At 61.5% G+C, this 23,430-nt stretch carries 26 protein-coding genes, 1 pseudogene and 1 riboswitch; of the genes and pseudogenes, 23 read left to right on the plus strand and 4 right to left on the minus strand.

Translation table 11 applies throughout. The features are described from left to right. Position 1 precedes the first annotated feature (1 nt). The 7 genes and pseudogenes from treZ (at position 2) to ACE04I_RS00290 (ending at position 6,167) form a co-directional block, all read left to right on the plus strand. Positions 2-1,984, plus strand: coding sequence for a malto-oligosyltrehalose trehalohydrolase (gene treZ, locus ACE04I_RS00260; RefSeq protein ID WP_487206287.1), 1,983 nt, complete (start codon positions 2-4; stop codon positions 1,982-1,984). A gap of 60 nt (positions 1,985-2,044) precedes the next feature. Next, a riboswitch (TPP riboswitch) is annotated at positions 2,045-2,140 on the plus strand. A gap of 50 nt (positions 2,141-2,190) precedes the next feature. After that, positions 2,191-2,997 (plus strand): hydroxyethylthiazole kinase, encoded by an 807-nt coding sequence (gene thiM, locus ACE04I_RS00265; protein ID WP_487206288.1) that lies wholly within the window; start codon positions 2,191-2,193, stop codon positions 2,995-2,997. Continuing rightward, positions 2,994-3,631 (plus strand): annotated as a pseudogene (gene thiE, locus ACE04I_RS00270) (thiamine phosphate synthase). The gene thiM and the pseudogene thiE overlap by 4 nt, the downstream one beginning before the upstream one ends. Then, positions 3,628-4,425: a bifunctional hydroxymethylpyrimidine kinase/phosphomethylpyrimidine kinase gene (gene thiD, locus ACE04I_RS00275; RefSeq protein WP_487206289.1), complete on the plus strand. Its 798-nt coding sequence runs from the start codon at positions 3,628-3,630 to the stop codon at positions 4,423-4,425. Before thiE ends, thiD begins: the two are co-directional and overlap by 4 nt. Before the next feature lie 64 nt (positions 4,426-4,489). Beyond that, positions 4,490-4,996, plus strand: coding sequence for a hypothetical protein (locus ACE04I_RS00280; protein ID WP_487206290.1), 507 nt, complete (start codon positions 4,490-4,492; stop codon positions 4,994-4,996). Positions 4,997-5,087: 91 nt separating this feature from the next. Continuing rightward, the gene (locus ACE04I_RS00285; RefSeq protein WP_046796404.1) at positions 5,088-5,246 is read left to right on the plus strand and encodes a YqaE/Pmp3 family membrane protein; all 159 of its coding nucleotides are present in this window, start codon (positions 5,088-5,090) and stop codon (positions 5,244-5,246) included. Positions 5,247-5,396: 150 nt separating this feature from the next. Continuing rightward, the gene (locus tag ACE04I_RS00290) at positions 5,397-6,167 is read left to right on the plus strand and encodes a DUF1194 domain-containing protein (RefSeq protein ID WP_487206291.1); all 771 of its coding nucleotides are present in this window, start codon (positions 5,397-5,399) and stop codon (positions 6,165-6,167) included. 9 nt (positions 6,168-6,176) lie between these two features. On the opposite strand, the gene ACE04I_RS00295 is transcribed toward ACE04I_RS00290, so the two are convergent. Beyond that, positions 6,177-6,719 (minus strand): DUF1003 domain-containing protein, encoded by a 543-nt coding sequence (locus ACE04I_RS00295; RefSeq protein ID WP_487206426.1) that lies wholly within the window; start codon positions 6,717-6,719, stop codon positions 6,177-6,179. A 167-nt stretch (positions 6,720-6,886) separates the two neighbouring features. Here ACE04I_RS00295 and ACE04I_RS00300 point away from each other — a divergent pair, with 167 nt between their 5' ends. Both ACE04I_RS00300 and ACE04I_RS00305 read left to right on the plus strand, forming a co-directional pair. Then, positions 6,887-7,777: a TIGR02587 family membrane protein gene (locus tag ACE04I_RS00300; RefSeq protein WP_487206292.1), complete on the plus strand. Its 891-nt coding sequence runs from the start codon at positions 6,887-6,889 to the stop codon at positions 7,775-7,777. An 11-nt stretch (positions 7,778-7,788) separates the two neighbouring features. Beyond that, positions 7,789-8,199, plus strand: a complete 411-nt coding sequence (locus ACE04I_RS00305; RefSeq protein ID WP_487206293.1) for a TIGR02588 family protein — start codon at positions 7,789-7,791, stop codon at positions 8,197-8,199. Between the two features lie 9 nt (positions 8,200-8,208). Here the strand turns inward: ACE04I_RS00305 and pobA are convergent, their stop codons facing one another. Continuing rightward, positions 8,209-9,378 carry a 4-hydroxybenzoate 3-monooxygenase gene (gene pobA, locus ACE04I_RS00310; protein ID WP_487206294.1) on the minus strand — a complete coding sequence of 390 codons (1,170 nt, stop codon included), beginning with the start codon at positions 9,376-9,378 and terminating at the stop codon, positions 8,209-8,211. Positions 9,379-9,551: 173 nt separating this feature from the next. On the opposite strand from pobA, the gene ACE04I_RS00315 reads away from it, so the two are divergent. From ACE04I_RS00315 to ACE04I_RS00325, 3 genes are all read left to right on the plus strand, one after another. After that, positions 9,552-10,385, plus strand: coding sequence for a helix-turn-helix domain-containing protein (locus ACE04I_RS00315; protein ID WP_487206295.1), 834 nt, complete (start codon positions 9,552-9,554; stop codon positions 10,383-10,385). Between the two features lie 147 nt (positions 10,386-10,532). Further along, entirely contained in the window at positions 10,533-11,066 is a 534-nt protein-coding gene (locus ACE04I_RS00320) for a DUF992 domain-containing protein (RefSeq protein WP_046796140.1), read from the plus strand. A gap of 203 nt (positions 11,067-11,269) precedes the next feature. After that, the gene (locus ACE04I_RS00325; RefSeq protein WP_046796141.1) at positions 11,270-12,175 is read left to right on the plus strand and encodes a S1C family serine protease; all 906 of its coding nucleotides are present in this window, start codon (positions 11,270-11,272) and stop codon (positions 12,173-12,175) included. Positions 12,176-12,209: 34 nt separating this feature from the next. Here the strand turns inward: ACE04I_RS00325 and ACE04I_RS00330 are convergent, their stop codons facing one another. Next, positions 12,210-13,466, minus strand: coding sequence for a glycerate kinase type-2 family protein (locus ACE04I_RS00330; RefSeq protein WP_487206296.1), 1,257 nt, complete (start codon positions 13,464-13,466; stop codon positions 12,210-12,212). A 148-nt stretch (positions 13,467-13,614) separates the two neighbouring features. Here ACE04I_RS00330 and ACE04I_RS00335 point away from each other — a divergent pair, with 148 nt between their 5' ends. Then, positions 13,615-13,947, plus strand: a complete 333-nt coding sequence (locus ACE04I_RS00335) for a hypothetical protein (RefSeq protein ID WP_487206297.1) — start codon at positions 13,615-13,617, stop codon at positions 13,945-13,947. Positions 13,948-13,955: 8 nt separating this feature from the next. Here the strand turns inward: ACE04I_RS00335 and pcaQ are convergent, their stop codons facing one another. Continuing rightward, positions 13,956-14,882, minus strand: a complete 927-nt coding sequence (gene pcaQ, locus ACE04I_RS00340; RefSeq protein ID WP_046796144.1) for a pca operon transcription factor PcaQ — start codon at positions 14,880-14,882, stop codon at positions 13,956-13,958. 93 nt (positions 14,883-14,975) lie between these two features. Here pcaQ and pcaD point away from each other — a divergent pair, with 93 nt between their 5' ends. From pcaD to ACE04I_RS00390, 10 genes are all read left to right on the plus strand, one after another. Beyond that, positions 14,976-15,767, plus strand: coding sequence for a 3-oxoadipate enol-lactonase (gene pcaD, locus ACE04I_RS00345; protein ID WP_487206298.1), 792 nt, complete (start codon positions 14,976-14,978; stop codon positions 15,765-15,767). A 10-nt stretch (positions 15,768-15,777) separates the two neighbouring features. After that, positions 15,778-16,224 carry a 4-carboxymuconolactone decarboxylase gene (gene pcaC, locus ACE04I_RS00350; RefSeq protein WP_487206299.1) on the plus strand — a complete coding sequence of 149 codons (447 nt, stop codon included), beginning with the start codon at positions 15,778-15,780 and terminating at the stop codon, positions 16,222-16,224. Beyond that, the gene (pcaH, locus tag ACE04I_RS00355; RefSeq protein ID WP_487206300.1) at positions 16,205-16,945 is read left to right on the plus strand and encodes a protocatechuate 3,4-dioxygenase subunit beta; all 741 of its coding nucleotides are present in this window, start codon (positions 16,205-16,207) and stop codon (positions 16,943-16,945) included. The genes pcaC and pcaH overlap by 20 nt, the downstream gene beginning before the upstream one ends. 1 nt (position 16,946) lies before the next feature. Beyond that, positions 16,947-17,564, plus strand: a complete 618-nt coding sequence (gene pcaG / locus ACE04I_RS00360; RefSeq protein ID WP_046796148.1) for a protocatechuate 3,4-dioxygenase subunit alpha — start codon at positions 16,947-16,949, stop codon at positions 17,562-17,564. A 6-nt stretch (positions 17,565-17,570) separates the two neighbouring features. After that, positions 17,571-18,641, plus strand: coding sequence for a 3-carboxy-cis,cis-muconate cycloisomerase (locus ACE04I_RS00365; RefSeq protein WP_487206301.1), 1,071 nt, complete (start codon positions 17,571-17,573; stop codon positions 18,639-18,641). 120 nt (positions 18,642-18,761) lie between these two features. Further along, positions 18,762-19,937 carry an ABC transporter substrate-binding protein gene (locus tag ACE04I_RS00370; protein WP_487206302.1) on the plus strand — a complete coding sequence of 392 codons (1,176 nt, stop codon included), beginning with the start codon at positions 18,762-18,764 and terminating at the stop codon, positions 19,935-19,937. A 68-nt stretch (positions 19,938-20,005) separates the two neighbouring features. Next, entirely contained in the window at positions 20,006-20,869 is an 864-nt protein-coding gene (locus ACE04I_RS00375) for a branched-chain amino acid ABC transporter permease (protein WP_046796151.1), read from the plus strand. Continuing rightward, the gene (locus tag ACE04I_RS00380) at positions 20,869-21,876 is read left to right on the plus strand and encodes a branched-chain amino acid ABC transporter permease (RefSeq protein ID WP_487206303.1); all 1,008 of its coding nucleotides are present in this window, start codon (positions 20,869-20,871) and stop codon (positions 21,874-21,876) included. The genes ACE04I_RS00375 and ACE04I_RS00380 overlap by 1 nt, the downstream gene beginning before the upstream one ends. After that, the gene (locus ACE04I_RS00385; protein WP_487206304.1) at positions 21,873-22,637 is read left to right on the plus strand and encodes an ABC transporter ATP-binding protein; all 765 of its coding nucleotides are present in this window, start codon (positions 21,873-21,875) and stop codon (positions 22,635-22,637) included. Before ACE04I_RS00380 ends, ACE04I_RS00385 begins: the two co-directional genes overlap by 4 nt. Beyond that, positions 22,618-23,334, plus strand: a complete 717-nt coding sequence (locus ACE04I_RS00390) for an ABC transporter ATP-binding protein (RefSeq protein WP_487206305.1) — start codon at positions 22,618-22,620, stop codon at positions 23,332-23,334. Before ACE04I_RS00385 ends, ACE04I_RS00390 begins: the two co-directional genes overlap by 20 nt. Positions 23,335-23,430: the final 96 nt, after the last annotated feature.

Below are 23,430 nucleotides of genomic sequence, written 5' to 3' on the forward strand. Positions count from 1 at the left end.
CATGAGCAGCCCTTCGAAGTCCGTCAGCTACCAAACATCCCGTCGCTGTTCCCCGGGACGCCGTTATCCGGTCGGTGCCGAACTGGTCGATGGCGGCGTTTCCTTCCGTGTCTGGGCTCCGGCCCGCAAGCATGTCTCCGTCGTGGTGGAAAACGGAGACGAGTATGCCATGGCGGCCGAACCTGATGGCTATTTCTCGCTGCATGTCCCCGGCATGACGGCCGGGACGCTTTACAGCCTGAAACTGGATGGCCTCGATGAGTTGCTGGCCGATCCGGCCTCCCGTTTCCAACCCCGAGGCCCTGCCGGTCCCTCCATGGTGGTCGATCCTTCTGCCTACCGATGGCAGGACGGGGACTGGCCGGGAATATCGCCGCAAAGGCAGGTGCTCTACGAGATGCATATCGGCACCTTCACGAAGGAAGGTACATGGGCCGCGGCGGCCTCGAAGCTCGACCACTTAAGGGATATCGGCATCACCTGCCTGGAGGTCATGCCCGTCAATGAATTCAACGGTACCTTCGGTTGGGGATATGACGGCGTGCTGCCCTATGCGCCGACCCGTCTCTATGGCGGACCGGATGATCTGCGCATCTTCATCGATGCTGCTCACCGCCTCGGGCTCGGTGCAATCCTGGATGTCGTCTATAACCACTTCGGCTGCGGCGAGCGCTTCGGCGACTTCTCCGCCGACTATTTCACGGACCGCTACCGCAACGACTGGGGTGCCTCCATCAATTTCGATGGGGCGGGCAGCGCCGCCGTCCGCGAATTTTTTTCCAAGAACGCGGCCTATTGGATCGACGAATTCCATTTCGACGGGCTGCGGCTCGACGCTACCCAGGCGCTTTTCGATGACAGCGATGAGCATGTGATCGCACTGATAGTGCGGGAGACGCGTGCCGCGGCCGGAAAGCGTCAAATCTATCTGGTGGCGGAAAACGAGCCGCAGGACACCAGGCTGGTGCGATCGCCGGAAAGTTCCGGCCACGGGCTCGACGCGCTCTGGAATGACGATTTTCACCATTCAGCGATGGTGGCGCTGACGGGCCGCAATGAGGCCTATTACCACGATCATCGCGGTCAAGCGCAGGAGTTCGTTTCCTCCGCCAAATTCGGTTATCTTTTTCAAGGCCAGAGATATGACTGGCAGGATGGGCCGCGCGGCCGTCCGGGCCTGGACCTCGCGCCTGAAAACTTCGTCCACTTCCTGCAGAATCACGACCAGATCGCCAATTCGGGCACCGGCCTGCGCATGGACAGGCTGGCTTCCCCCGCGCGCGTCAGGGCCATGACGGCGCTGCTGCTGCTCGGACCGCAGACGCCGATGTTGTTCCAGGGGCAGGAGTTCGGTGCTTCGAGCCCGTTCCATTATTTTGCCGACCAGGGAGGCGAGCTGCTGGAAACTGTCCGTCAGGGACGCATCGAATCTCTAAAGCAATTTCCCAGCCTCAGGGGGGAGGACTTCGCCCGCAACATGCCCGTTCCCGGCGATCCGGATACGTTCGAGCGTTCGAAGCTCGATTGGAGCGAATGGGAGAAGAACGCCGATGTCGTCGCTCTCCATCGCGATCTTCTGAAGATCAGGCGTGAGCAGCCGGCCTTCGATCCAAGCAGGAGCAGGGTTGACGGCAGCGTTCTTTCGGCCTCCGCCTTCTTGTTGTGTTACCTGTGCGGGAATGCGGGCGATGAACGTCTGTTGCTCGTCAATCTCGGCAAGGATCTGGTGGTTTGGAGCCTGCCGGATCCGCTTCTTGCGCCTCCGGAAGGCATGCAATGGCGGGTCGTCTGGTCGAGCGAGGATCCTGTCTATGGTGGCAGCGGCGTCCGCCCGATCGATCTGCAACGGCATTGGACGCTGACAGGCGATTGCGCTCTGCTTTTCGCCGCCACGCATGCCGAGCTTCCGCCGAAGCCAAACCCCAAGCAAATGCGGGCGTGGCAGTTGCATCTATCCGGCGTCGAGCAGGAAAAGAGTGGCTGACGGCAAAGCACGCGATCTTCGCAAACAGCTTGTGACACCCACCCGACTTGCTGTAAACCTACCCGCAGACAGGGGCGTCCGGCAAAGCCGGGCTGAGAAGCACCCTTTGAACCTGAACCAGATCATGCTGGCGGAGGGAGTCGTTCGGGCCATATCCCAAAGGATGTTCGTGGCCCGCGCCGCCCGCCTCGTGAAGAAGGGCGACAATGGATAGGACAGGACCCACACCCGGTCAGATGCTGGCGGCCATGCGCGCCGCAAATCCTCTCGTGCAATGCATCACCAATTATGTGGCGATGAACATCGCGGCCAATGTGATGCTCGCCGCGGGCGCTTCGCCCGCCATGGTGAGCGCGGAGGAAGAGGCAGGCGAATTTGCCGGTATCGCTGGAGCTCTGACGATCAATATCGGCACGCTTTCCGGCGATTGGATCGGGGGCATGAAGAACGCGGCAACGGCAGCCGGGAAGGCCGGCAAGCCCTGGGTGCTCGATCCGGTTGCGCATTATGCCACCGGCTTCCGTCGCAGTGTCACGGCGGAGCTGATTGCGCTGAAGCCGACCATCATCCGGGGTAATGCTTCCGAGATTATGGCGCTTGCGGGCGGACCGGCGAGTGGCCAGGGCGTGGACAGCGGCGACAGCGTTGACGTCGCCGAAGGTTCGGCCCGCGCGCTTGCGAAACAGCACGGCTGCACGGTCGCGGTTACCGGCGCGGTGGATTTCGTCACTGACGGCCGCGATGCCGTGCGCATCGCCGGCGGTTCGGCTCTCATGCCGAAGGTTACCGCGCTGGGTTGCTCGCTCACCTGCCTCATCGGCGCTTTTGCAGCCGTGACGCCTGCATATCCTTTTGGTGCAGCGGTTGCTGCGCTCGCGACCTTCGCCGTCGCCGGCGAAGAGGCGGCCCGAAAGGCTTCGGGTCCCGGTTCCTTCTCTCCTCTTTTCCTCGATCAGCTTTCCGCTCTCACCGACGAAACGCTGGATGCAAAAGCCGGGATCACCATCGCATGAAGAAAAGCTTCGATCTTTCGCTCTACCTCGTTCTCGATCCCGATCTCTGCCAGGCGATCGGCATGGTGGAAACGGCCGCCTTGCGGTTTCGGGCGGCGTAACCATGGTGCAGCTTCGCGACAAGCATGTCGATACCGGAAGAATGATAGAAACCGGGCGAGCGCTGAAGGCGACCCTTGCCGGCAGCGGTGTGCCGCTGATCGTGAACGACGACGCAGAGGCGGCGATTGCGATCGGTGCGGAGGGCCTGCACGTGGGGCAGGACGATATTTCGGCGGAGGCCGCCCGCGCGCTGATCGGTCCGGACATGATCCTGGGTCTATCGGTGCAAACCGGCAAAGAGGCGATCCCGGCAGACGCAGTCTTCGTCGATTATGCCGGCATCGGCCCTGTCTTTCCGACATCGACCAAGCCGGAACACGCGCCCGCGATCGGCTTCGAAGGGTTGAGAAAACTCGTCGGTATTTCGTCCGTGCCCTCCGTCGCGATCGGCGGGATCAAGGCTGAGCATGTGGCTCCCGCGCTTGCGGCGGGTGCGGCCGGCGTCGCGGTGGTTTCCGCGATCTGCGGTGAGCCTGATCCGAAAGCGGCCGCCGAACACCTGATGCGCGAAATCCGGAAGGCACGCCGATGATCTGTAATATCCTTTCCATCGCCGGCTCCGATCCTTCCGGCGGCGCCGGCATTCAGGCGGATCTCAAGACGTTTTCCGCGCGCGGCACCTATGGCATGGCGGTTCTGACGGCGTTGACGGCGCAAAACACGCAAGGGGTAAGCGGAGTGCATGCCGTGCCGCCGGGCTTCGTCGCGGATCAGATTCGGGCGATCTTTGCAGATATTCGCGTCGATGCGGTCAAGATCGGCATGATCGCCAATGCCGCGATCGCAGAAGCCGTGGCCGATGCGCTGGCACCTAACCGCGGCATGCCGATCGTGCTCGATCCGGTGATGATCGCCAAGGGCGGTGCACCGCTGCTTTCGAGCGATGCTGTCGCGGTCGTCACCCGCAAGCTGCTGCCGCTCGCCACGGTCATTACTCCCAACCTGCCGGAGGCGGCGGCGCTGCTTGGTGAGGAAGTTGCGGAAAGCCGCCAGGATATGGCCACGCAGGCGGAACGTTTGCGCGCGCTGGGTCCGGGCGCGGTTCTGGTCAAAGGGGGTCATCTGCCCGGTACCGAAAGTCCCGACGTCCTCGCCAGCGCCGATGGCCTCGTCTGGTTCGAGGCCCAGAGAACACCAACGCGCAACACACATGGAACCGGCTGCACCCTCTCAAGCGCGATTGCCGCGGAGCTCGGCAAGGGAGCTCATGCGACTGAAGCCATAGCGCTTGCCAAACGGTATCTCTCCGATGCGATAGCACAGGCGAATAGACTTACCGTCGGCTCGGGGCATGGCCCGGTGCAGCACTTTCACGCCATGTGGTGAAAGCGATTGGAACCCGAGAAGGCGTCCTGCGTTCGATGAGAAATCAACGAGATGGGGCCCGATCATGCGGTTTTGCCTTTCTTCCGGCGCGTTCGCCGCCGCCATGCTGTATTCGTCGCTCGCACCGGCAACGGAAAGCGATTTCCTGAGGTCCTTCGAAGGCAATTGGAATGGCAGAGGTATGGTGCTGACCAAGATCGGCGCCAATCCGGTCAATGTGAGGTGCAGCCTGGCGTTTTCGACCGGCTCGTCTTCACTGTCGATGCAAGGGAATTGCCGGGGCCTACTGGTCGTCCGGCGCAGCATTTCCGCAAATCTTCAGGTTTCCGGTCAGCAACGCTACAGCGGCACCTATGTCGGTCCCGGGGGGCAGCCCTCGTCGCTTTCGGGAAGGCGGCAGGGGACGGCCATCAATCTTGCCGTCCGGTGGGCCAAACCGGTGAACGGCGATCGTGCAGCAAACATGACCATCGAAAAGATCGGCAATGACCGGGTTCGGCTTCAAACCATCGACCGCGATCCGCAAAGCGGCAAATCGGTGGTGACGAGCCGTATCGACCTTAGCCGATGAGGTGCTTTTCAGGCCAAACACGCCATGCGTGGGGAAACCATATGCCTTGCAGCACGTTATCCGACGCAATCAATTCGATCCGGAGGCGCCATTGGACATCGTCCGCATCCTTCTCGCCATCCTCCTGCCGCCGCTCGGCGTTTTCCTGCAGGTGGGCCTCGGCCTTCAGTTCTGGTTGAACATTCTTTTGACCCTGCTCGGCTGGCTGCCGGGCATCGTGCATGCGCTCTGGGTAATCCTTAGGAAATGATCCGGTTGCTTCGGCGGCCATTCTCCGCGATCCGCCTTTAACTTCCGAAGAGCCAATCACCGAAAGTTGAAGCTGCCTTCGGCGTGGAATGTCGCCGTCGTTCCATCCTGTGTTACATTTTGCGAACTCAACGCAGTGATTGGATCGCCCATGCTTACAACACTCGCGATACTCATGAGTCTGTCCTCCGGTCCGGTGATCGCACAGGCGGGAGGACAAGTGGATGTGGAACTCGTCCTTGCAGTGGACACGTCCCGCTCCATGGATTTCGAGGAAGTCCGCATCCAGCGCGAGGGCTATGTCGAGGCGCTCAGGCATCGGGAGTTCATGGATGCGGTGAGGAACGGGCTGATCGGCAAGATCGCCATCAGCTATTTCGAGTGGGCAGGCGAGGTCGTCCCCGATTCCGTCATCGACTGGCAGGTGATCGAAGATGAGGCGGACGCGGCGGCGTTTGCCGCAAGGCTGGAAGCGCGGCCGATCTCCACCCAGCGCCGTACCTCCATTTCGGCGGCGATAGCCCAGGGTACGACGATGATCGTCGCCAATTCCTTCGAAGGCATGCGTCAGGTGATCGACGTTTCGGGCGACGGTCCCAACAATATCGGCCAGCCGGTGGTTCCGATACGCGAGAAGGCGATCGAGGCGGGCATCGTCATCAACGGCCTGGCAATCATGCTGCGCCCATCGGGAACGCCAGGCGGTCTCGACAAGTATTACGGCGATTGCGTCATCGGCGGGCCGGGCGCCTTCGTGTTGCCGGTTCACAAGGTCGAAGACTTCGCCGTCGCCATCCGGCGGAAGCTGGTGCTGGAGATCAGCGGATTGACACCTGAGCCCGAGGTGAGAAGGATCGCCGCCGATCCGTCCGTCGATTGCACTGTCGGCGAGCGCATGTGGCAGGACTTTCTCGACCGCTGACGGTTTGCCTCACAGGCCGTCCTTGCCGTCTTTTTCCCGTTCGATCTTGTCGAGAACCTTCTCCGGCAGCACGTCATGCTTCAACTCGTCGATATCCTCGTCGACATCGACCTCCAGCTTTCGTGCCAGCCGGGAGACGAGAGCGATCAACCGCGTCGTTTCATGTTCGTGCAGCAGAGAAATCTGAAGGTTCAGGTCCGCACGTTCATCGTCTGCGGCCGCCATGCGGTTCTGGCTGATCAACACGAAGGTGGAAAGGAAGATCGCCTCCACCGAGGCGACCATGGCCAGAATGACCAGCGAGGGATCGAAAACCGGAACAAAGGGCAACAGGCCGAGATTAACGAGAATCCAAAGCCCGAAGATCGCGACATGCAGATAGACGAAGGTCATGCTGCCGGCAAAACGGGTGATGCGATCGGCTATCCGCGCCTCCAGCGAGGCTTTTCCGGCATCCCGCGCACGTCTATCGAGCAGCGCCTGGATGTTGCGGTCAAGAGTACCGCTCAGCGCATCCTTTCCGTCTTCGACGGTTTGATCAGGATCGGCCATAAAGGGCGAGGTAAGGTCCATGCGTCACCGGGAAAATGCGCCAGCCATTCCCAACCATCCACTGAGGCGGGCGTTCCCTACATCCATTCTGGTCAATTGACGGAGCCCACCTATCTTCCTTGCGGACGAAACGGTCCGTAACGGACTTGGATAGGTGTGGATCAGCGATGATGACCAGGGTCGGGAAGAGCGTGGACAAGAGGCGTCGAAGCCGCCATTTCCTCATCGGCCTCGGGCGCGGCGCTGCCGGAGCGATGATCTTCGGCATTCCCATGCTGATGACCATGGAACTCTGGCATCTCGGCTTCTACATCAGCCGTTCGCGCCTGCTCCTGCTGCTCTTGGTCAATATCCCGCTGCTCGTCCTGCTCGCCCATCGCATCGGCTTCGAGGAAACCTTTACCTGGCGGGAGGCTTTTCGCGATGCGATGATCGCCTATGGTATCGCCATCGTCATAAGCGCCGTCATCCTGTTCCTGCTCGGCAACATCACTACCGAAATGCCTCCCTCGGAAGTCATCGGCAAGATTGCTATGCAGGCGGTGCCGGCCAGTATCGGCGCCTTGCTCGGGCGTTCGCAACTCGGTTCCCATCGCAACGACGAGGAGGAACAGGAGGACGAGGCGGAAAGGCAAGGAGACCACGATATCGTGCCGAACGAGATGTCGACCAGCTACGCCCGGGAGCTTTTCCTGATGGGCGTGGGCGCACTGTTTCTCAGCCTCAACGTGGCGCCGACGGAGGAGATCATCCTCATCTCCTACAAGATGACACCGCTACATGCGCTGGGCTTGATCCTGTTGTCGATCGCCATCATGCATGGGTTCGTCTATGCCGTGGCCTTTCGGGGCGCTCACGAGATGGCCGAGGAAACGCCCTGGTGGCATGCGCTTTTCCGCTTCACGCTGCCTGGCTACATGGTCGCCGTCCTGATCAGCCTGTATGTGCTGTGGACCATCGGGCTCGACCATGCGGCACCCACGCCGATCCTGATGTCAGGTATCGTTCTCTCCTTTCCTGCCGCGATCGGGGCCGCCGCGGCCCGCCTCATCCTGTAAGCGAGTGTGACATGACGAAGACGGTTCGGAACCGGCATACCGAAGCGGATGAGCCGCATTGGGTCGAATGGGCGACCGGAACAATCTCCACCCTTTTGGTCCTCTTGATGATTGCCTGGATCGCCAAGGAGGCGTGGATGGAGGACGGCGCGCCGCCCGAGTTTTCGATAGAGGTTACCCGGCGCGGCGTGGTTGCGGGTGGTTACCGGGTGGAGTTCGACATCGCCAATCGCGCGACCACCACGGCTGCCGCCGTGGTGGTGCGTGGCGAGATCGTCGATGGCGGCGAAGTGGCGGAAGATGCGGAGGTCACCTTCGACTATGTGCCGGCTGAATCGAAATCCTCCGGGGCTCTCCTGTTTTCGCAAGATCCCGGTGCCAGGGACGTCAGGATCCGGACGATAGGCTATATCGATCCTTGATCGGTGCGTTCAATACGGCAGACCCACGTAATTTTCGGCCAGCGCCGTGGAAGCAGCAGTCGAATGGACGAGATAATCGAGCTCGGCTTCCTGGATTTTCTGGCCGAATTCGCCGGTGTCGGGAAAACGATGCAGCAGGGTCGTCATCGACCATGAGAAGCGTACTGCCTTCCAGACCCGCTTGAGCGCACGTTCGGAATAGGCATCGATGCCGGCGGTTGATTTCTCGCCGTAATATTCCCGCAGACTCTCGAAAAGATAATGCACGTCGCTGGCCGCGAGATTGAGCCCCTTGGCGCCGGTCGGAGGGACAATATGGGCGGCGTCGCCCGCCAGGAACAGCCTGCCGAAACGCATAGGCTCCGCGACGAAGGAGCGAAGCGGAGCGATCGATTTTTCGAAGGAAGGGGCGGTCACCATGGCCTCGGCATGTTCTGTGGGCAAGCGGCGGCGCAGCTCGTCATAAAAGCGATCGTCCGGCCATTTCTCGATTTTATCGTCGAGCGGACACTGGATGTAATAGCGGCTGCGGGTGTGCGAGCGCATCGAACAGAGAGCAAAACCCCGCGGGTGATTGGCGTAGATCAGCTCCGGGCTGACGGGCTGCACCTCGGCAAGGACGCCGAGCCAGCCGAAAGGATAAACTTTCTCGAAGATCCGGAGGGCGCTTTCGGGCACGGATTTGCGGCTGACGCCGTGATAGCCGTCGCAGCCGGCTATGAAGTCGCAATCGATGCGGCGGGTGGTGCCGTCCTTCTCGTAGGTCACATAAGGGATTCCGCCATCGAAATCATGGGGGGTAACATTGGCAGCTTCGTAGATGCTGATCCCGCCGGTCGCCTCGCGCTTGTCCATAAGGTCGTGGGTGAGTTCCGTCTGTCCGTAGACCATCACGTGCTTGCCCGTCAGCCCGTATAGGTCGATGCGGTGGTCTCGGCCATCGAATGCAAGTGAAAAGCCGTCATGCGGAAGACCTTCCCGGTGCATGCTGGCACCGGCTCCTGCCTGGTCAAGCAGGTCGACGGTGCCTTCCTCCAGCACGCCCGCCCGCACGCGTCCGAGAATGTAATCTTTGCTGACGCGATCGAGAATGATGTTGTCGATGCCCGCATTGGCGAGTAGCTGTCCGAGCAGCAGACCGGACGGGCCGGAGCCGATTATGGCGACTTTGGTGCGCATGAGAACCTCCCGAGTTCTTCCTCATGCTAAGCGGAGAGCGGGCGCGCCAGAATGGACTTTTCGCGCAACTAATGGGACAAAACGAACATCTTGGTGGGCAGTATAGCATGGTTTTGTCGGTTCCTACTTACGACCTCTATGGAGAGCGAAGCTCCGGGAAACCGGATTTCTGGATGCATTGTGAGACTATCGCCTCCCGCAGCAGTTTGCACCAATGGGAGATCGGTCTGCATCGGCACGACAGCTTCTTTCAGCTCTTGTACATTCGGAACGGATCGGGCGATGCTCTCCTGCAAGGCGAGACCCTCCCGTTTCGCCCGCCCTGCGTGGCCGTGGTGCCGCCCGGGATCAGCCATGGCTTTCGTTTCTCGCGGGATGTCGATGGAATGGTGATCACCGTCGTTGCCGACCAGCTCAGACTGACGTCGGGCCTTTCGAAACGGCCGGCAGACTGGCTGGCGTCACCGCGGCTGGTCGTCCTCGATCCAGAGGCTTCCGATACATCCTATCTGGGGGAGACCTTCAGCCGCATCCTGGAGGAGTTCGACGGGCGGCGCACCGGCCGCAACGATCTCATCGAGGCGCATCTCGTCTCGGTTCTGCTGCTTCTGCGCCGCGCCGCCATTCCGCAGGCGGGAGAAGGAGCGCGCGAGATCAACCAGATGCGGGTCGAGGTACTGCAGGAGCTGATCGGCCGGCATTTTCGCGAGCAGTTGCCGGCCGAGGCCTATGCCAGGCTCCTCAACCTTTCCCCAACGCATCTCAACCGGCTGGTGCGCGAGGTGACGGGTTCGAGCACCCACGATCTGATAATGGCGCGGGTGATCGACGAGGCCCGGCGAGCCCTGGTCTTCACGCCCAACAGCATACAGCGCATCGCGGATAATCTCGGTTTTGCGGATGCGGCCTATTTTTCCCGCTGTTTCCGCAAGCGGACCGGGCTGACGCCGCGGGAATATCGCGAGACGGAGCGGGAGAAATTGCGGCAGGCGGAGCTTGCGCGATAGGTGCGACCATCACGTCGGGAACAATCGCCGTGACAAATCGTGTTCCCGGCGAAATGGATCATTCTTCCGCCACATCCGTTATTCATCGCTGTCCGGCTGCTCGCAACGAGAGAATCGACGGGCGGCAAACACTAAAGGAGTACAGGGATGAAAAAGATATTTGCCATAGCGATTGCCGCCCTGCCGATCCTCTCCAGCGCCGGAGCAGCTTTTGCAGCCGACGTGATCTCCCGCCGAGACTCTATCCCGCTCGCCGAAGAGCCGGATCAGCGCGGCGGAGTCCGGATCGGCTATCTGGATTGCACGATCGGTTCCGGTGTGGGCTACGTGCTGGGCTCCGCCAAGGAAGCCGACTGCGTCTTCCGTTCGGCAATGGGTAGCGAGCCTATCGACCATTATACGGGCGCTGTCCGCAAGATGGGCATCGATCTCGGCTTCACCACGCGCACGCGGCTGATCTGGGCCGTATTCGCACCGACCGCCGGCTATCATCATGGCTCACTGAGCGGCCTCTATCAGGGAGCGACCGCGGAGGCTACCGTGGGCGCGGGCATCGGGGCCAATGTGCTTGTCGGCGGCACGTCCGGTTCTATCCATCTTCAGACGGTCAGCGTGACCGGTCAGCTCGGCCTCAACGTCGCGGCGACCGGAACCTCCATGACGCTGACTTCGGTGAACTGACGGGCGGCCAAGCCGCTCGCAAGCAAGCCGCGGGAACGCGGCTTGCTTGCTTTCGTCCCGGCTTGGAAGCTCCGACTGGCCTTGCACCCGGCCATCGGGCTCCATAATTGTAGGGAGAACAACTCGAGACAGACAAAACGATGACCGGCCGCCTCGGCCTCTGAAGTCATTCGAGCCCGATACGCGCTTATCAGGATTTCATCATGGATACCGAGAGAATTTTGCGGTCCGTCGTGGCCGTGCGCTCAACAATCCCGGAAGATGCCTTTACCGCCGGTACGCTCGGCACCCGACGGGAAGGAAGCGGCGTCGTTGTCCGGGAAAATGGGTTGGTGCTCACGATCGGCTATCTCATTACCGAGGCGGAGGAGGTCTGGCTGACGCGGCGCGACGGATTGGTCGTGCCTGCCCACGCACTCGCTTATGACCAGGAAACCGGCTTCGGACTGGTGCAGGCGCTCGCGCCGCTCGATCTGCCGGCGCTCAAGCTCGGCGACTCCTCGAAAGCCGGGCTTGGCGATTCCGTGTTGCTGGCAGACGGCATCGGCCAGTTCGTACAGGCCTATATCGTGGCCAAGCAGGAATTCGCCGGATACTGGGAATACCTGCTGGACGAAGCGATCTTCACTGCGCCTGCCCATCCTTCATGGGGAGGCGCGGCTCTCATCGATGACGAAGGCAAGCTGCTCGGCATCGGGTCGCTTCGCCTGCAGATGAGCCAGGCAGGGGAGATAGCCGACATCAACATGATCGTGCCTATCAACCTGCTGCAGCCCATACTCGACGATCTGCTCAACCGGGGGCGGGTGGACAAGCCACCCCGGCCTTGGCTCGGCGCCTTTTCTGCGGAAAGCAATGGCGAGGTCGTCGTCATGAGTGTGACCGAAGGAGGCCCGGCGGAGCAAGCGGGTCTGCAGAGCGGCGACATCATTTCGGAAATCCGCGACGGAGAGGTGGATGGCCTGGCCGACTTCTACCGCAAGATCTGGATGAGCGGTCCGGCGGGAGCGGAAATCCCGATGCGGGTGGTACGCAATGGCCGCGAGGCGTGGTTGCGGATCAAATCGGCTGACCGAAACGACTTTTTGAAGAAGCCGCATCTGCAATAGCCGTTTTCCGGCCGACGGTAGCCGGTACGGTTTCTTACCTGACCAGAATCGCCCTGAAATCGTTGACGTTCGTGCCGGTGGGACCGGTGGTGAACAGGTCGCCGATTGCGGAAAAGCCGGAAAAGCTGTCATTGCCGTCGAGCAGCTTGCGTCCGTCGAGGCCGGTGGCACGCAGCCTTCGCGCTGTCGTACCGTCGACAAACGCGCCAGCATTGGTTTCCGACCCGTCGATGCCATCCGTATCGGCGGCAAGCGCGGTGATCTCATGACCATCGACGGCAAGCGCCAAGGCGAGTGCGAATTCGCCGTTGCGGCCTCCCTTGCCTCCCTTGCTCCTGAGGGTCACGGTCGTTTCGCCGCCGGAGAGCAGAACCGCCGGCTTGGCAAACGGCCGGCCCCGCAACGCTACTTCGCGGGCGATGGCGGCATGCACGAGTGCCACGTCGCGCGCTTCGCCTTCCACCGAATCCGACAGGATATGGGGCGTTATCCCATGCGCCCGCGCCACGTCGGCCGCTGCTTCCAGGGAGACGGCCGCCGAAGCGATGATGTGGTACTCGTGGCGGGAAAAGATCGGGTCGTCCGGTCGGGGCGCATCGGCCGCCGGCGATTTCAGATGCGCGATCATCGCCTCGGGGAGACCAAGCCCGTATTGTTCGACGATTGCCAGCGCATCATGCCTCGTAGTGCCATCGGGTATGGTCGGTCCGGAGGCGACAAATGCGGGGTTATCGCCGGGAATGTCGGACACGATGAGGCTGACCACCCGCGCCTTGGTTGCGGCTGCGAGCCGGCCGCCCTTGATGGTCGACAGATGCTTGCGCACCACATTCATAGCTGAGATCGGCGCACCCGAAGCGAGCAGCACCTCATTGAGCGCGATCTCGTTCTCGAGCGTCAGGCCCTCGGGAGGGGCAGGCAGGAGCGCCGAACCGCCGCCGCAGACGAGTGCGATCACCAGATCGTCTTCCGAGAGGCCGGAGATCGTTTCCACGAGCCGTTTCGTAGCGGTAAGCCCCGCGGCGTCCGGAACCGGGTGCGAAGCCTCGATGATCTCAATATCCTTGGTTTGGCAGCCGTAACCGTAGCGGGTGACCACCAATCCCGAGAGCGGACCGGACCAGAGACTTTCGAGTGCGGCGGCCATCTGGGCGGCGCCCTTGCCGGCGCCGATCACAATCGTGCGGCCGTTCTTCGGCGGTTGCGGCAGGTGCCTGCGGATGCCCGTCAGCGGATCGGCGGCTTTCACCGCAGCGGTAAACAGCGCTTCCAGAAATTTTCTGTCTTCCATCCCGGCACTCCCCCTCTGGCGCGTCCGTTTCATCACGCGGGATAACGGGCGTCAACGGGTCTTGATCGTTCGCCGGCTTTCCGGCCGGAACAAAGCGAACGAGCGCCGGTTTCCTCGATGTTCTTAAGGAATGGAGGAGCACAGGACCATGCCTGAACATCTCAAGGAGGTTGGCTATCCGGGGCAGATCGACATCGGAGGCGAAAGGTCGCCCGTTACTTACAAGCTCAAGGCGCGGAAGGAAGATGATGGTGCTTTCCACGTTGCAGTCAGCCTCACCGCGCCGCGCGATTGGCTGTTGAAACGTGGCTTTCGCAAGGAGGCGATGCTGGTGCGCCAGAGTGGAGAGGAAGTGCCAGTGCATTTCGAAGAAACATTGAATGTGGCCGACAACATCTCAGTCACGCTGCGGGCCAATGAAGCAGTCTGTAGCTCATTCGAGGAACTGCGGCGGAAGTTTCCCGAACTCAGCGCCGCTTGAGGCACGCTTCATCTCATTGGCATGATTTCTTCGACGGCCTGCCGCAAGGTCTGCATCAGGATCGTTTGCGGCGTGGATGGGGTGGCGTCGGCCCTGATGGTCAAGCCGACGGGGCCCTTGGTCTCGCTGGTATCGATCGGCAGCATGGCGAGCATTCCGTCTTCCACGTCCGTCGCGATCACGCCGGAGGAAATGATCCAGATCGCATCGGTTTTCCTGACAAAGGCGCGGCCAAAGGCATCCGAGACGGTTTCGACCTGCGTCGGCAGGCTTGCCACGCCGTTGGCTATCAGGAATTGCTCAACGATCGGCCGGATGATGGAGCCGCGCGTCGGCATCAGGATGGGGTAGTCGGCCAAACCCTCGAAAACCGAGCGCTTACTCAGTAGAAGCGGGTGGCCCGCCCGGACGGCAAAGACGATCGGGTCGGAATAGAGATGTTCGAAGGAGAAGCCCGCCATCTGCTCTGGCGCTGCGAGCCGCCCGACGACGAGATCGAGATCTCCGACCCGCAGCTGTTCGAGCAGCACCGCGTTGTCACCGGTGATGATCTTGATGCGGCTGCCGGTTTTTTCCTCAAGGAACAACGACATGGCGCGTGGCATGATGCGGGTGGAAACCGTCGGCAGCGCTCCGACCCTGACGGGTGGTGCGGAATCGAACAATTCCTGGGAGACCGAGTCGATTCCCTGCCTAAGCGCGGTCAGCGCCGCGCCCGCATGGCGCAGGAAGACCTCGCCGTAGCGGGTTATCCGAATTCCGCGCCCTTCCCGTTCGAAAACCGCAACCCCGAGCGCCTCTTCCAGCTCCCGTATCGTCTTGGTCACGGCCGGCTGGCTGATATTCAGGAGATCTGCCGCCTTGACGACGCTTTTCTGGCGCGCAACCTCGACGAATGTATGCAGATGTCGAAATTTGACGCGGGAGTCGATCAAAACCCATAACCTTGCAGTTAAGAAACTCGGGATGAAATATCATTTTACCTAACCGGATCGATACTGCAATCTTACAAGCCGGAGGAGGCGGCAATGCAGTTTGTACGCATCAACGACATCGTCATCCAATATGATATCCAGCGCGCCGGCGAGGAGAAGCCAGTTATTGTCTTCGTGAACTCGCTCGGAACCGACAGCCGGATTTGGCATCATGTGCTGCCAAAGCTCGCCGATGACTTCACGCTCGTGACCTACGATAAGCGCGGCCATGGCTTGAGCGATCTCGGCAATCCGCCCTACTCGATCGACGATCATGTCGCCGATCTCGCAGGGTTGCTCGATCATCTCGGGCTCTCTCGGGTGATCGTTTGCGGATTGTCGGTCGGAGGGCTTATTGCGCAGGGGCTCTATGCCACCCGCCCCGACCTCGTGAAGGGCCTGGCGCTCTGCGATACAGCGCATAAGATCGGCACGCCCGAGATGTGGGCCAAGCGCATCGCCGCGGTCGAAGCCGATGGCATAGGCAGCGTTCTGGAAGACATCATGGCGCGGTGGTTCACTCAGCCTTTCCGGAATGCCGGCAACACCGCCTATCAGGGCTATTGCAACATGCTGATGCGGCAGCCGATACTCGGTTACAGCGGCACGTGCGCTGCGATCCGCGACGCGGATTTCACTGAAGCAGCGCGCCGCATCGCCGTCCCAACGCTCTGCGTCGTCGGGCGTGAAGACGGTTCGACGCCGCCGGAACTGGTGCGCTCGCTTGCCGATCTCATTCCCGGCGCTCGATACGAAATCATCGAAGGTGCGGCGCATATTCCTTGCGTGGAAGCGCCTGCTGCCTTCGCCGCGGTTATCCGCGGCTTCGCCAGTCAATTGAATTGAGGGTACCGTCATGGCCGATTCTTCCGCAGGCTCCGAACGCTACAAGCAGGGCATGGTGACCCGCCGCGCGGTGCTGGGCGATACGCATGTGGACCGCGCTCTGGAGAGCGAAACCGATTTCGACGGGCCATTCCAGCGGTTCATCACGGAAGGTGCCTGGGGTACGCTCTGGTCACGATCCGCCTGGACGAAACGTGAGCGCTCGATGGTGACGATCGCGTTGCTTGCCGCGCTCGGGCAATATGACGAGATGGCCATGCATGTGCGTGCGACCGTCAATACGGGTGCGACAAAGGACGATATCCGCGAAGCCTTGTTGCATGTGGCAGTCTATGCCGGCGTTCCGGCGGCCAATCATGCCTTCAAGGTGGCGAAGGCTGCCTATGCGGAAATGGAGGCTAAGCAGCCGACTTCCGACCATGCCGGGGAGAGACCGAATGAAAAACACACCACCTGAAACCACGCCCTTCTTCGCCCGCGACCGGGATATGCATCCGCCTGCCTATACGCCGTGGTACAAGACGACCGTACTGCGCTCGCCGCAGCGGGCGCTGATATCGTTCGAAGGCACGATCAGCGAGATCACAGGCCCCGTTTTCGGTCACAGCATCATCAACGAGTTCGACAACGACCTCCTCGTCAACTATGCAAGGTCGGGCGAAGGCCCGATCGGTGAACGCATCCTGGTGCATGGCCGGGTGCTGGACGAGCGCGGCATCGGGATCGGCGGTGCGCTCGTGGAGTTCTGGCAGGCCAATGCAGGTGGGCGCTATCGTCACAAGAAGGAAACCTATCTTGCGCCGCTCGATCCGAATTTCGGTGGGTTCGGACGCACGATCACAGACGAGAACGGTTTCTACTGGTTCAAGACGGTTCGGCCGGGCGCCTATCCATGGCCGAACGGTGTCAACGACTGGCGCCCTGCCCATATCCATTTTTCCGTCTTCGGCCATGGCTTTGCTCAGAGATTGATCACGCAGATGTATTTCGAGGGTGACCCGATGATCTGGAAATGTCCCATCGTGAAGACAGTCCCGGACGAGGAGGCGATCAAACGGCTGATCGCGCCGCTCGATATGAACGCGACCGTTCCGCACGATATGCGCGCCTACAAGTTCGACATCGTGTTGCGCGGCCGCCGCTCGACCCTGTTCGAGAACCGCATGGAGGGCAACTGACATGGTCCAGCCGCTCGGATATCTCAAGGAAACCGCTTCCCAGACAGCGGGCCCCTATGTCCATATCGGCTGTACGCCGAATTTCACCGGCATTCACGGGGTCTACGAGACCGATCTCGGCTCCGGGTCGATGATCAACGATCAAACCCGCGGCGAGCGGATCACCATTCGTGGCCATGTCTACGATGGTGCCGGAACGGCGCTCAAGGATGCGCTCATCGAAATCTGGCAAGCGGATGCGGAGGGCCTTTACAACAGCCCATCGGAAATCCGCGGCAAGGCGGACCCGAACTTCTTCGGCTGGGCCCGCTGCCCCGGCGACATGGCGACCGGTGAATTCGTGTTCGAAACGATCAAGCCCGGGCGGGTGCCCTTCCGCGATGGCCGCCTGATGGCGCCGCATGTGAATTTCTGGATCGTTGCGCGCGGCATCAATATCGGGCTCAACACGCGCATGTATTTCTCCGACGAGGAGGCGGCGAATGGCGAGGACCCGATACTCTCGCGCATCGAGCATCGGGTGCGCGTGCCTACACTGATCGGAAAGAGGGAAGGGGATACCGTAACCTTCGATATCCATCTACAGGGCGACAACGAAACCATTTTCTTCGATGTTTGAGAAATCATGAGTATTTCGGCTTTCGAGCATCCGTTCCTTTCCGGTCTCGTCGGCGATGACGAGGTGGCGCAGCTGTTCGGTGCGGAAGCCGAGATCGAGGCCATGCTTACCTTCGAACTGGCGCTCGCCAACAGCGAGGCCGCGTCCGGGCTCATTCCGGTAGCGGCGGCGGAGCGGATTGCCATCGCCTGCGCAGATTTCGAACCCGACATGGCTGCGCTGCGGAAGGGGGCGAGCAGGGACGGCGTCGTCGTTCCCGAGCTGGTCCGCCAGTTACGCAATGCCGCCGGCGAAGAGGCTGGACGTCATCTGCATTTCGGCGCCACCAGCCAGGATGTCATCGATACGGCGCTGGTGTTGCGGTTGAAACGGCTCTGCGGGGTGCTGGTCGATCGTCTTGCCAGGCTCGAAGAAGCTTTCGGGGAATTCGACCGAAAATACGGTGGCCGGGAGCTCATGGGCCACACCCGCATGCAGGCGGCGATCGCGATCAGGGTTTCTGACCGCATCCGGGCCTGGCGCGATCCATTGGTACGGCATCGGGAGCGGCTGGCAAGCTTTTCGGCAAGCGGCGGTTTCTCGGTCCAGTTCGGCGGTGCTGCGGGTACGCTGGAGAAGCTGGGAGACAAGGCCGATATCGTTCGGGCAGCCTTGGCAAACGAGCTTTCTCTGGGTGACGCCGTTCAATGGCAGAGCCAGCGCGATCGGCTGGGGGAATTTGCGGGAATTCTTTCCCTGATCACCGGCAGCCTCGGCAAGTTCGGGCAGGATATCGCGCTCCTTGCCGAACTCGGTGCCGAGATCGAGCTTACCGGTGGCGGGGGCTCCTCGGCCATGGCGCATAAGCAGAACCCGGTCGCCGCCGAGGTGCTGGTAACGCTTGCGCGCTTCAATGCCGTGCAACTTTCCGGAATGCACCAGGTCATGGTGCATGAGCAGGAACGCTCGGGTGCTGCATGGACGCTCGAATGGCTGATTCTGCCGTCAATGGCGGCAGCCGCCGGCGCCTCGCTACGCCTTGCCGCCGAGTTGATCGGAAATATCCGATCCCTTGGGCGCGCTGGCGCGAAATCATAACCACCAGGATATGCTTGGGCGATTGCATTTCATTTTACATTACCGTTTCGCATGGGCACACTATACTTAGATGCGCTGACACAGGGAGCCTGTCAGGGCTTTCGATAAAGGGAGGAATTCATGAAAAGGCTTGTCGCCGCTGCCATTGCGGCTGCCGTTCTGTCGAGCGCGGCTTATGCCGACACCATCAAGGTTGGGGTTGTCGGTCCGTTCTCGGGACCGTTCGCGCTGCAGGGCAAGAACTTCAAGGCGGGTATCGACGCCTATTTCGCGATCAACGGCAACAAGGTCGGCGATGACGAAATCGAAGTGATCTATCGCGACGTGCCCCAGGCGGATCCCGCCCAGTCCAAGGCGCTGGCGCAGGAACTGGTCGTTCGCCAAGGCGTCCAGTATCTCGCGGGCTTCTATTTCACGCCGGACGCCATGGCGGCCACGCCTCTGCTGGAGCAGGCAAACGTCCCCATGGTCATCATGAACGCGGCGACTTCGGCGATCGTCACGGCAAGCCCCTATGTCGTTCGGACGTCTTTCACCACATGGCAAACCTCCTCGCCGATCGCCAAGGTCGCCAAGGATGGCGGCGTCACCAAGGTGATTTCGGTGGTCAGCGACTACGGTCCGGGCATCGATGCGGAAAACGCCTTCAAGACGGCCTTCGAGAAAGAGGGCGGCACCGTGGTCGAGGCGATCCGCATGCCGCTTTCGACCAACGATTTCTCGCCGATCATGCAGCGTGTGAGAGACAGCGGCGCCGAAGCGATCTTCGCCTTCCTGCCGTCCGGCCCGACCACGCTCGGCTTCGTCAAGGCGTTCAACGAAAACGGCCTGAAGGGGGCCGGCATCAAGTTCTTCGGCCCCGGTGACTTCACGCAGGAATCCGACCTGCCGGCGCTTGGCGATGCAGGTCTCGGCCTGCAGACCACGTTCCACTATTCCGTTTCCCACGACTCGCCGGAAAACAAGACCTTCGTCGAGGCTGCGGCCAAGGCGATCGGCAACCCGGCCGAGCTTTCCTTCCCCTCGGTCGGTGCCTTCGACGGCATGTATGTCATCTCCAAGATGATCGAGGCGACCGGAGGCGAACAGGACGCGGAAAAGGCCGTCGAGGCGGTCAAAGGCCTCTCCTGGACGAGCCCGCGCGGTCCCGTGACGATCGATCCCGAAAGCCGCCACATCACGCAGAACATCTACCTGCGCGAAGTCGTGAAGGATGCGGACGGCAAATACATCAACAAGGAAGTGCAGACCTTCGAAAAGCAGGGTGACCCGGGTCTCGCCTTCGTTAAAAAGTAAGCCGCACGCAAGAGAACGGACGCGGGATCGGGGCCACCGGTCTCGCGTTCGCGCAAGAGGAGGACCACATGCAGACCGTGTTCAGCATAGCCATCGATGCACTCGCCTATGGCATGGTGCTCTTTGTGATATCGATCGGCCTTTCGGTGACCATGGGCCTGATGCGGGTGGTGAACCTTGCCCATGGCGCCTTTGCCATGATCGGCGGCTATCTCGCTTCCTATGCCGCGCGTGACCTCGGGCTCGGCTATGCGATCGCAACCCTGATCGCGGTGATCGGCACGATCATCATCGCCATTCCGATCGAGCGCTTTCTCTACCGCCGCATTTATGGTGCGCCGGAGCTGACCCAGGTTCTGATGACGATCGGCATCACCTTCTGCATTATCGGGATCGCCAACTTCCTGTTCGGTCCGACTCTGAAGACCATTCCCCTGCCTCAGACCCTGCAGGGTTCAGCCGATCTCGGCTTCCGGTCGATCGCGACCCATCGTATTTTTGCAATCCTCTGCGGCCTCGTCGTTGCGGGCGCGCTCTGGTTCTTCATCGAACGTACTGCCTTCGGCATCAAGCTTCGCGCGGCGGTCGACAATGCGGCCATGGCGGCGGCGCTCGGCGTGCGTACCGAAGTGGTCTATGCGGTCAGCTTTGCGGTGGCTGTCGGTCTCGCAGCTCTCGGCGGCGTGGTCGGCGCGGAACTCCTGCCAGTCGAGCCCTACTATGCGCTGCGGTATATGGTGACCTTCCTCGTGGTGGTTGCGGTCGGTGGCGCAGGTTCCATACCGGGGGCCTTGATTGCCTGTCTTCTGCTCGGTGCGATCGACACCACCGGACGCTATCTTGCGCCCGAATACGGTGAGTTCTTCTTCTACCTGGCGGTGATCCTGATCGTGACGATCTTTCCGCGCGGTCTGGCGGGGAGGCTCAAGTAATGGCAGTTTCCATGAATGACAGTGTCACGGCCGGACTTCCGGTTCGCAGAAAATTCGATACCGGAAGCCTGATCGGCCTCCTCGCGATCATCGTAATCGGGGTCGCCGGATATTTCCTCTTCCCGAACAATCTTGCTCTGCTAACCCGCATCATCGCGATCATGCTGCTGGTATTGTCGATCGACCTCGTGACGGGCTATTGCGGTGTCGCCACGCTCGGACATGCGGCGCTGTTCGGTGCCGGAGCCTATGGAGCCGGCATCGCGGCAGTCCATTTCGGGATTACCGAGCCATTGACGATGACCGTGGTCGGCGCGATCGCCGGTGCGCTTGCAGGTCTGATCTCCGGCATCGTCATCCTGCGTGCTCACGGCTTGCCGCAACTCGTGCTGTCGATCGCCGTCATCCATCTTTTCCACGAAGCTGCCAATAAAGCGTCGGCCTGGACCGGTGGCAGCGATGGCCTTGCGGGGATCGCACCGGACGCGCTGCTCGGCATGTTCCAGTTCGATCTCTGGGGCCGCACCGCCTATATTTACGGGCTGGTTCTGCTGATCGTGGTTTTCCTCGGCTTGCGTGTGCTGGTCCGTTCACCCTTCGGCATGCTCGCCCGTGGTGTGCGCGAAGACCCGATCCGCATTTCGGCCATGGGCGCTTCGGTCAAGTCCGTGCTGCTGCGCATGTACGTGATCTCGGGGGTCGTGGCCGGTATCGGCGGCGCCTTGACGGCGATCTCGACCCAGGTGGTGGGTCTCGACAGCCTTTCCTTCACGCTTTCGGCGGAGTCGCTGGTCATGCTGGTGCTGGGCGGCACCGGTTCTCTCTATGGAGCGATGATCGGAACCGTGGTCTTCATGTGGTTCGAGGACCTCGTTTCGGCTGCAAATCCCTTCCACTGGCTCACCATGGTCGGAGCGCTGCTCATAGCAGTCGTTCTTTTCGCGCCGAAGGGGCTCTACGGCTCCGGTGCTGCCATTCTCGGCCGCTTCAAGGGAGGCCGCAAATGAGCGCGCTGTTTGAAGTCCACGGTCTCAACAAGAATTTCGGCGGCCTCGCCGTCACCAATAATGTGTCGCTTTCGATGACGGCGGGTGACCGGGTGGCGCTGATCGGCCCGAACGGAGCGGGCAAGACGACCTTCGTCAACCTCGTGACCGGGCATCTGAAGCCCACATCCGGCGATATCCGGCTGGTGGGCCAGGACATCACCGGCGCGAATGCCACGAGCCGCGTGCGCATGGGGCTGGTTCGCTCCTTTCAGGTCACGCGCCTCTTCTACGACATGACGCCGGAGGAGCACGTGGCGCTTGCCGTGCTGCAGCGGGAGAAGCGCTCTGGCAGGGTGATGGGGCATTATGCCGGCATGCCGGAAGTCATGGACGAGGTGCGTGAAATCCTCGACCTGCTCGGGCTTGTCGAGCTTTCGCATCTGAAGGTCCGCGAGATTGCCTATGGCCAGCAGCGGCTTCTGGAGATCGCCTTGGCAATGGCGCTGAGGCCCAAAGTGCTGCTGCTCGACGAACCCGCCGCCGGGGTGCCGCAAAGCGAGACTGCACGCATCGAGCACGCGCTCGACAAGCTGCCGAGCGATCTGGCTGTGCTGATGATCGAGCACGACATGGATCTCGTCTTCCGCTTTGCCAAGCGGGTGATCGTGCTTGCCGCCGGCACGATCATCTTTGACGGTTCGCCACAGGCTGTGACGCAGGACGCCCGCGTGCGTGAAGCCTATCTGGGGAGTTATGCGAATGCCAGCAGCGCCGCTTGAGGTCAAAGGCCTGTCGGCCGGCTATGGTCCGACACGTGTGATCGAGGATGTCTCCTTTTCGGTGGCGGCGGGCTCACGGCTTGCCGTGCTCGGCCGCAACGGCATGGGCAAGACGAGCCTTTTCGCCACGCTTGCCGGCCAGACCCGTCGCTATGGGGGCGAAATCTGGGTGGGTGGCCGCGACATTTCCGGGGAGCCGAGTGCCGCCCGAGCGCTTCTGGGGCTGGGCTACGTGCCGCAGACCCGAGACGTCTTCCCGACGCTGACGGTTGAGGAGAACCTCTTTGTCGGGCTGAAGAACCGGCCGAGGGATGCCATCCAGGAAGCCTACGACATGTTCCCGCGGCTCAAGGAGCGGCGAAGGAACCTCGGCAGCCAGCTCTCGGGCGGCGAGCAGCAGATGCTCTCCACGGCCCGCAGCATTCTCGGGCAGCCAGCCGTGCTTCTGCTTGACGAGCCGCTGGAAGGGCTCGCACCGGTCATCTGCGAGGAGTTGATGGCGGCCTTTTCGCGGCTTGCGCAATCGGGCGACATGACGATCCTGCTGGTCGAGCAGCGCATCCAGAGCGCTCTCGATTTTGCCGATAGCGTCATCGTCCTGGAGCGTGGCCGCATTGCCTGGTCCGGGACGCCTGCGGAGCTTTCCGCCGATCACGCGGCGGTGGAACGGTTCCTCGGCGTCGGCGGGCTGCATTGAGCCGTTCGGTTCATATGGCTTGACGGGCCACTTCGCCTCGGCTCAGTTTGTGCTTTGCACCATTGCCTGAGCCGAGGAATTCCCGATGAGCGCGCT

Source organism: Rhizobium moroccans (assembly GCF_057559155.1).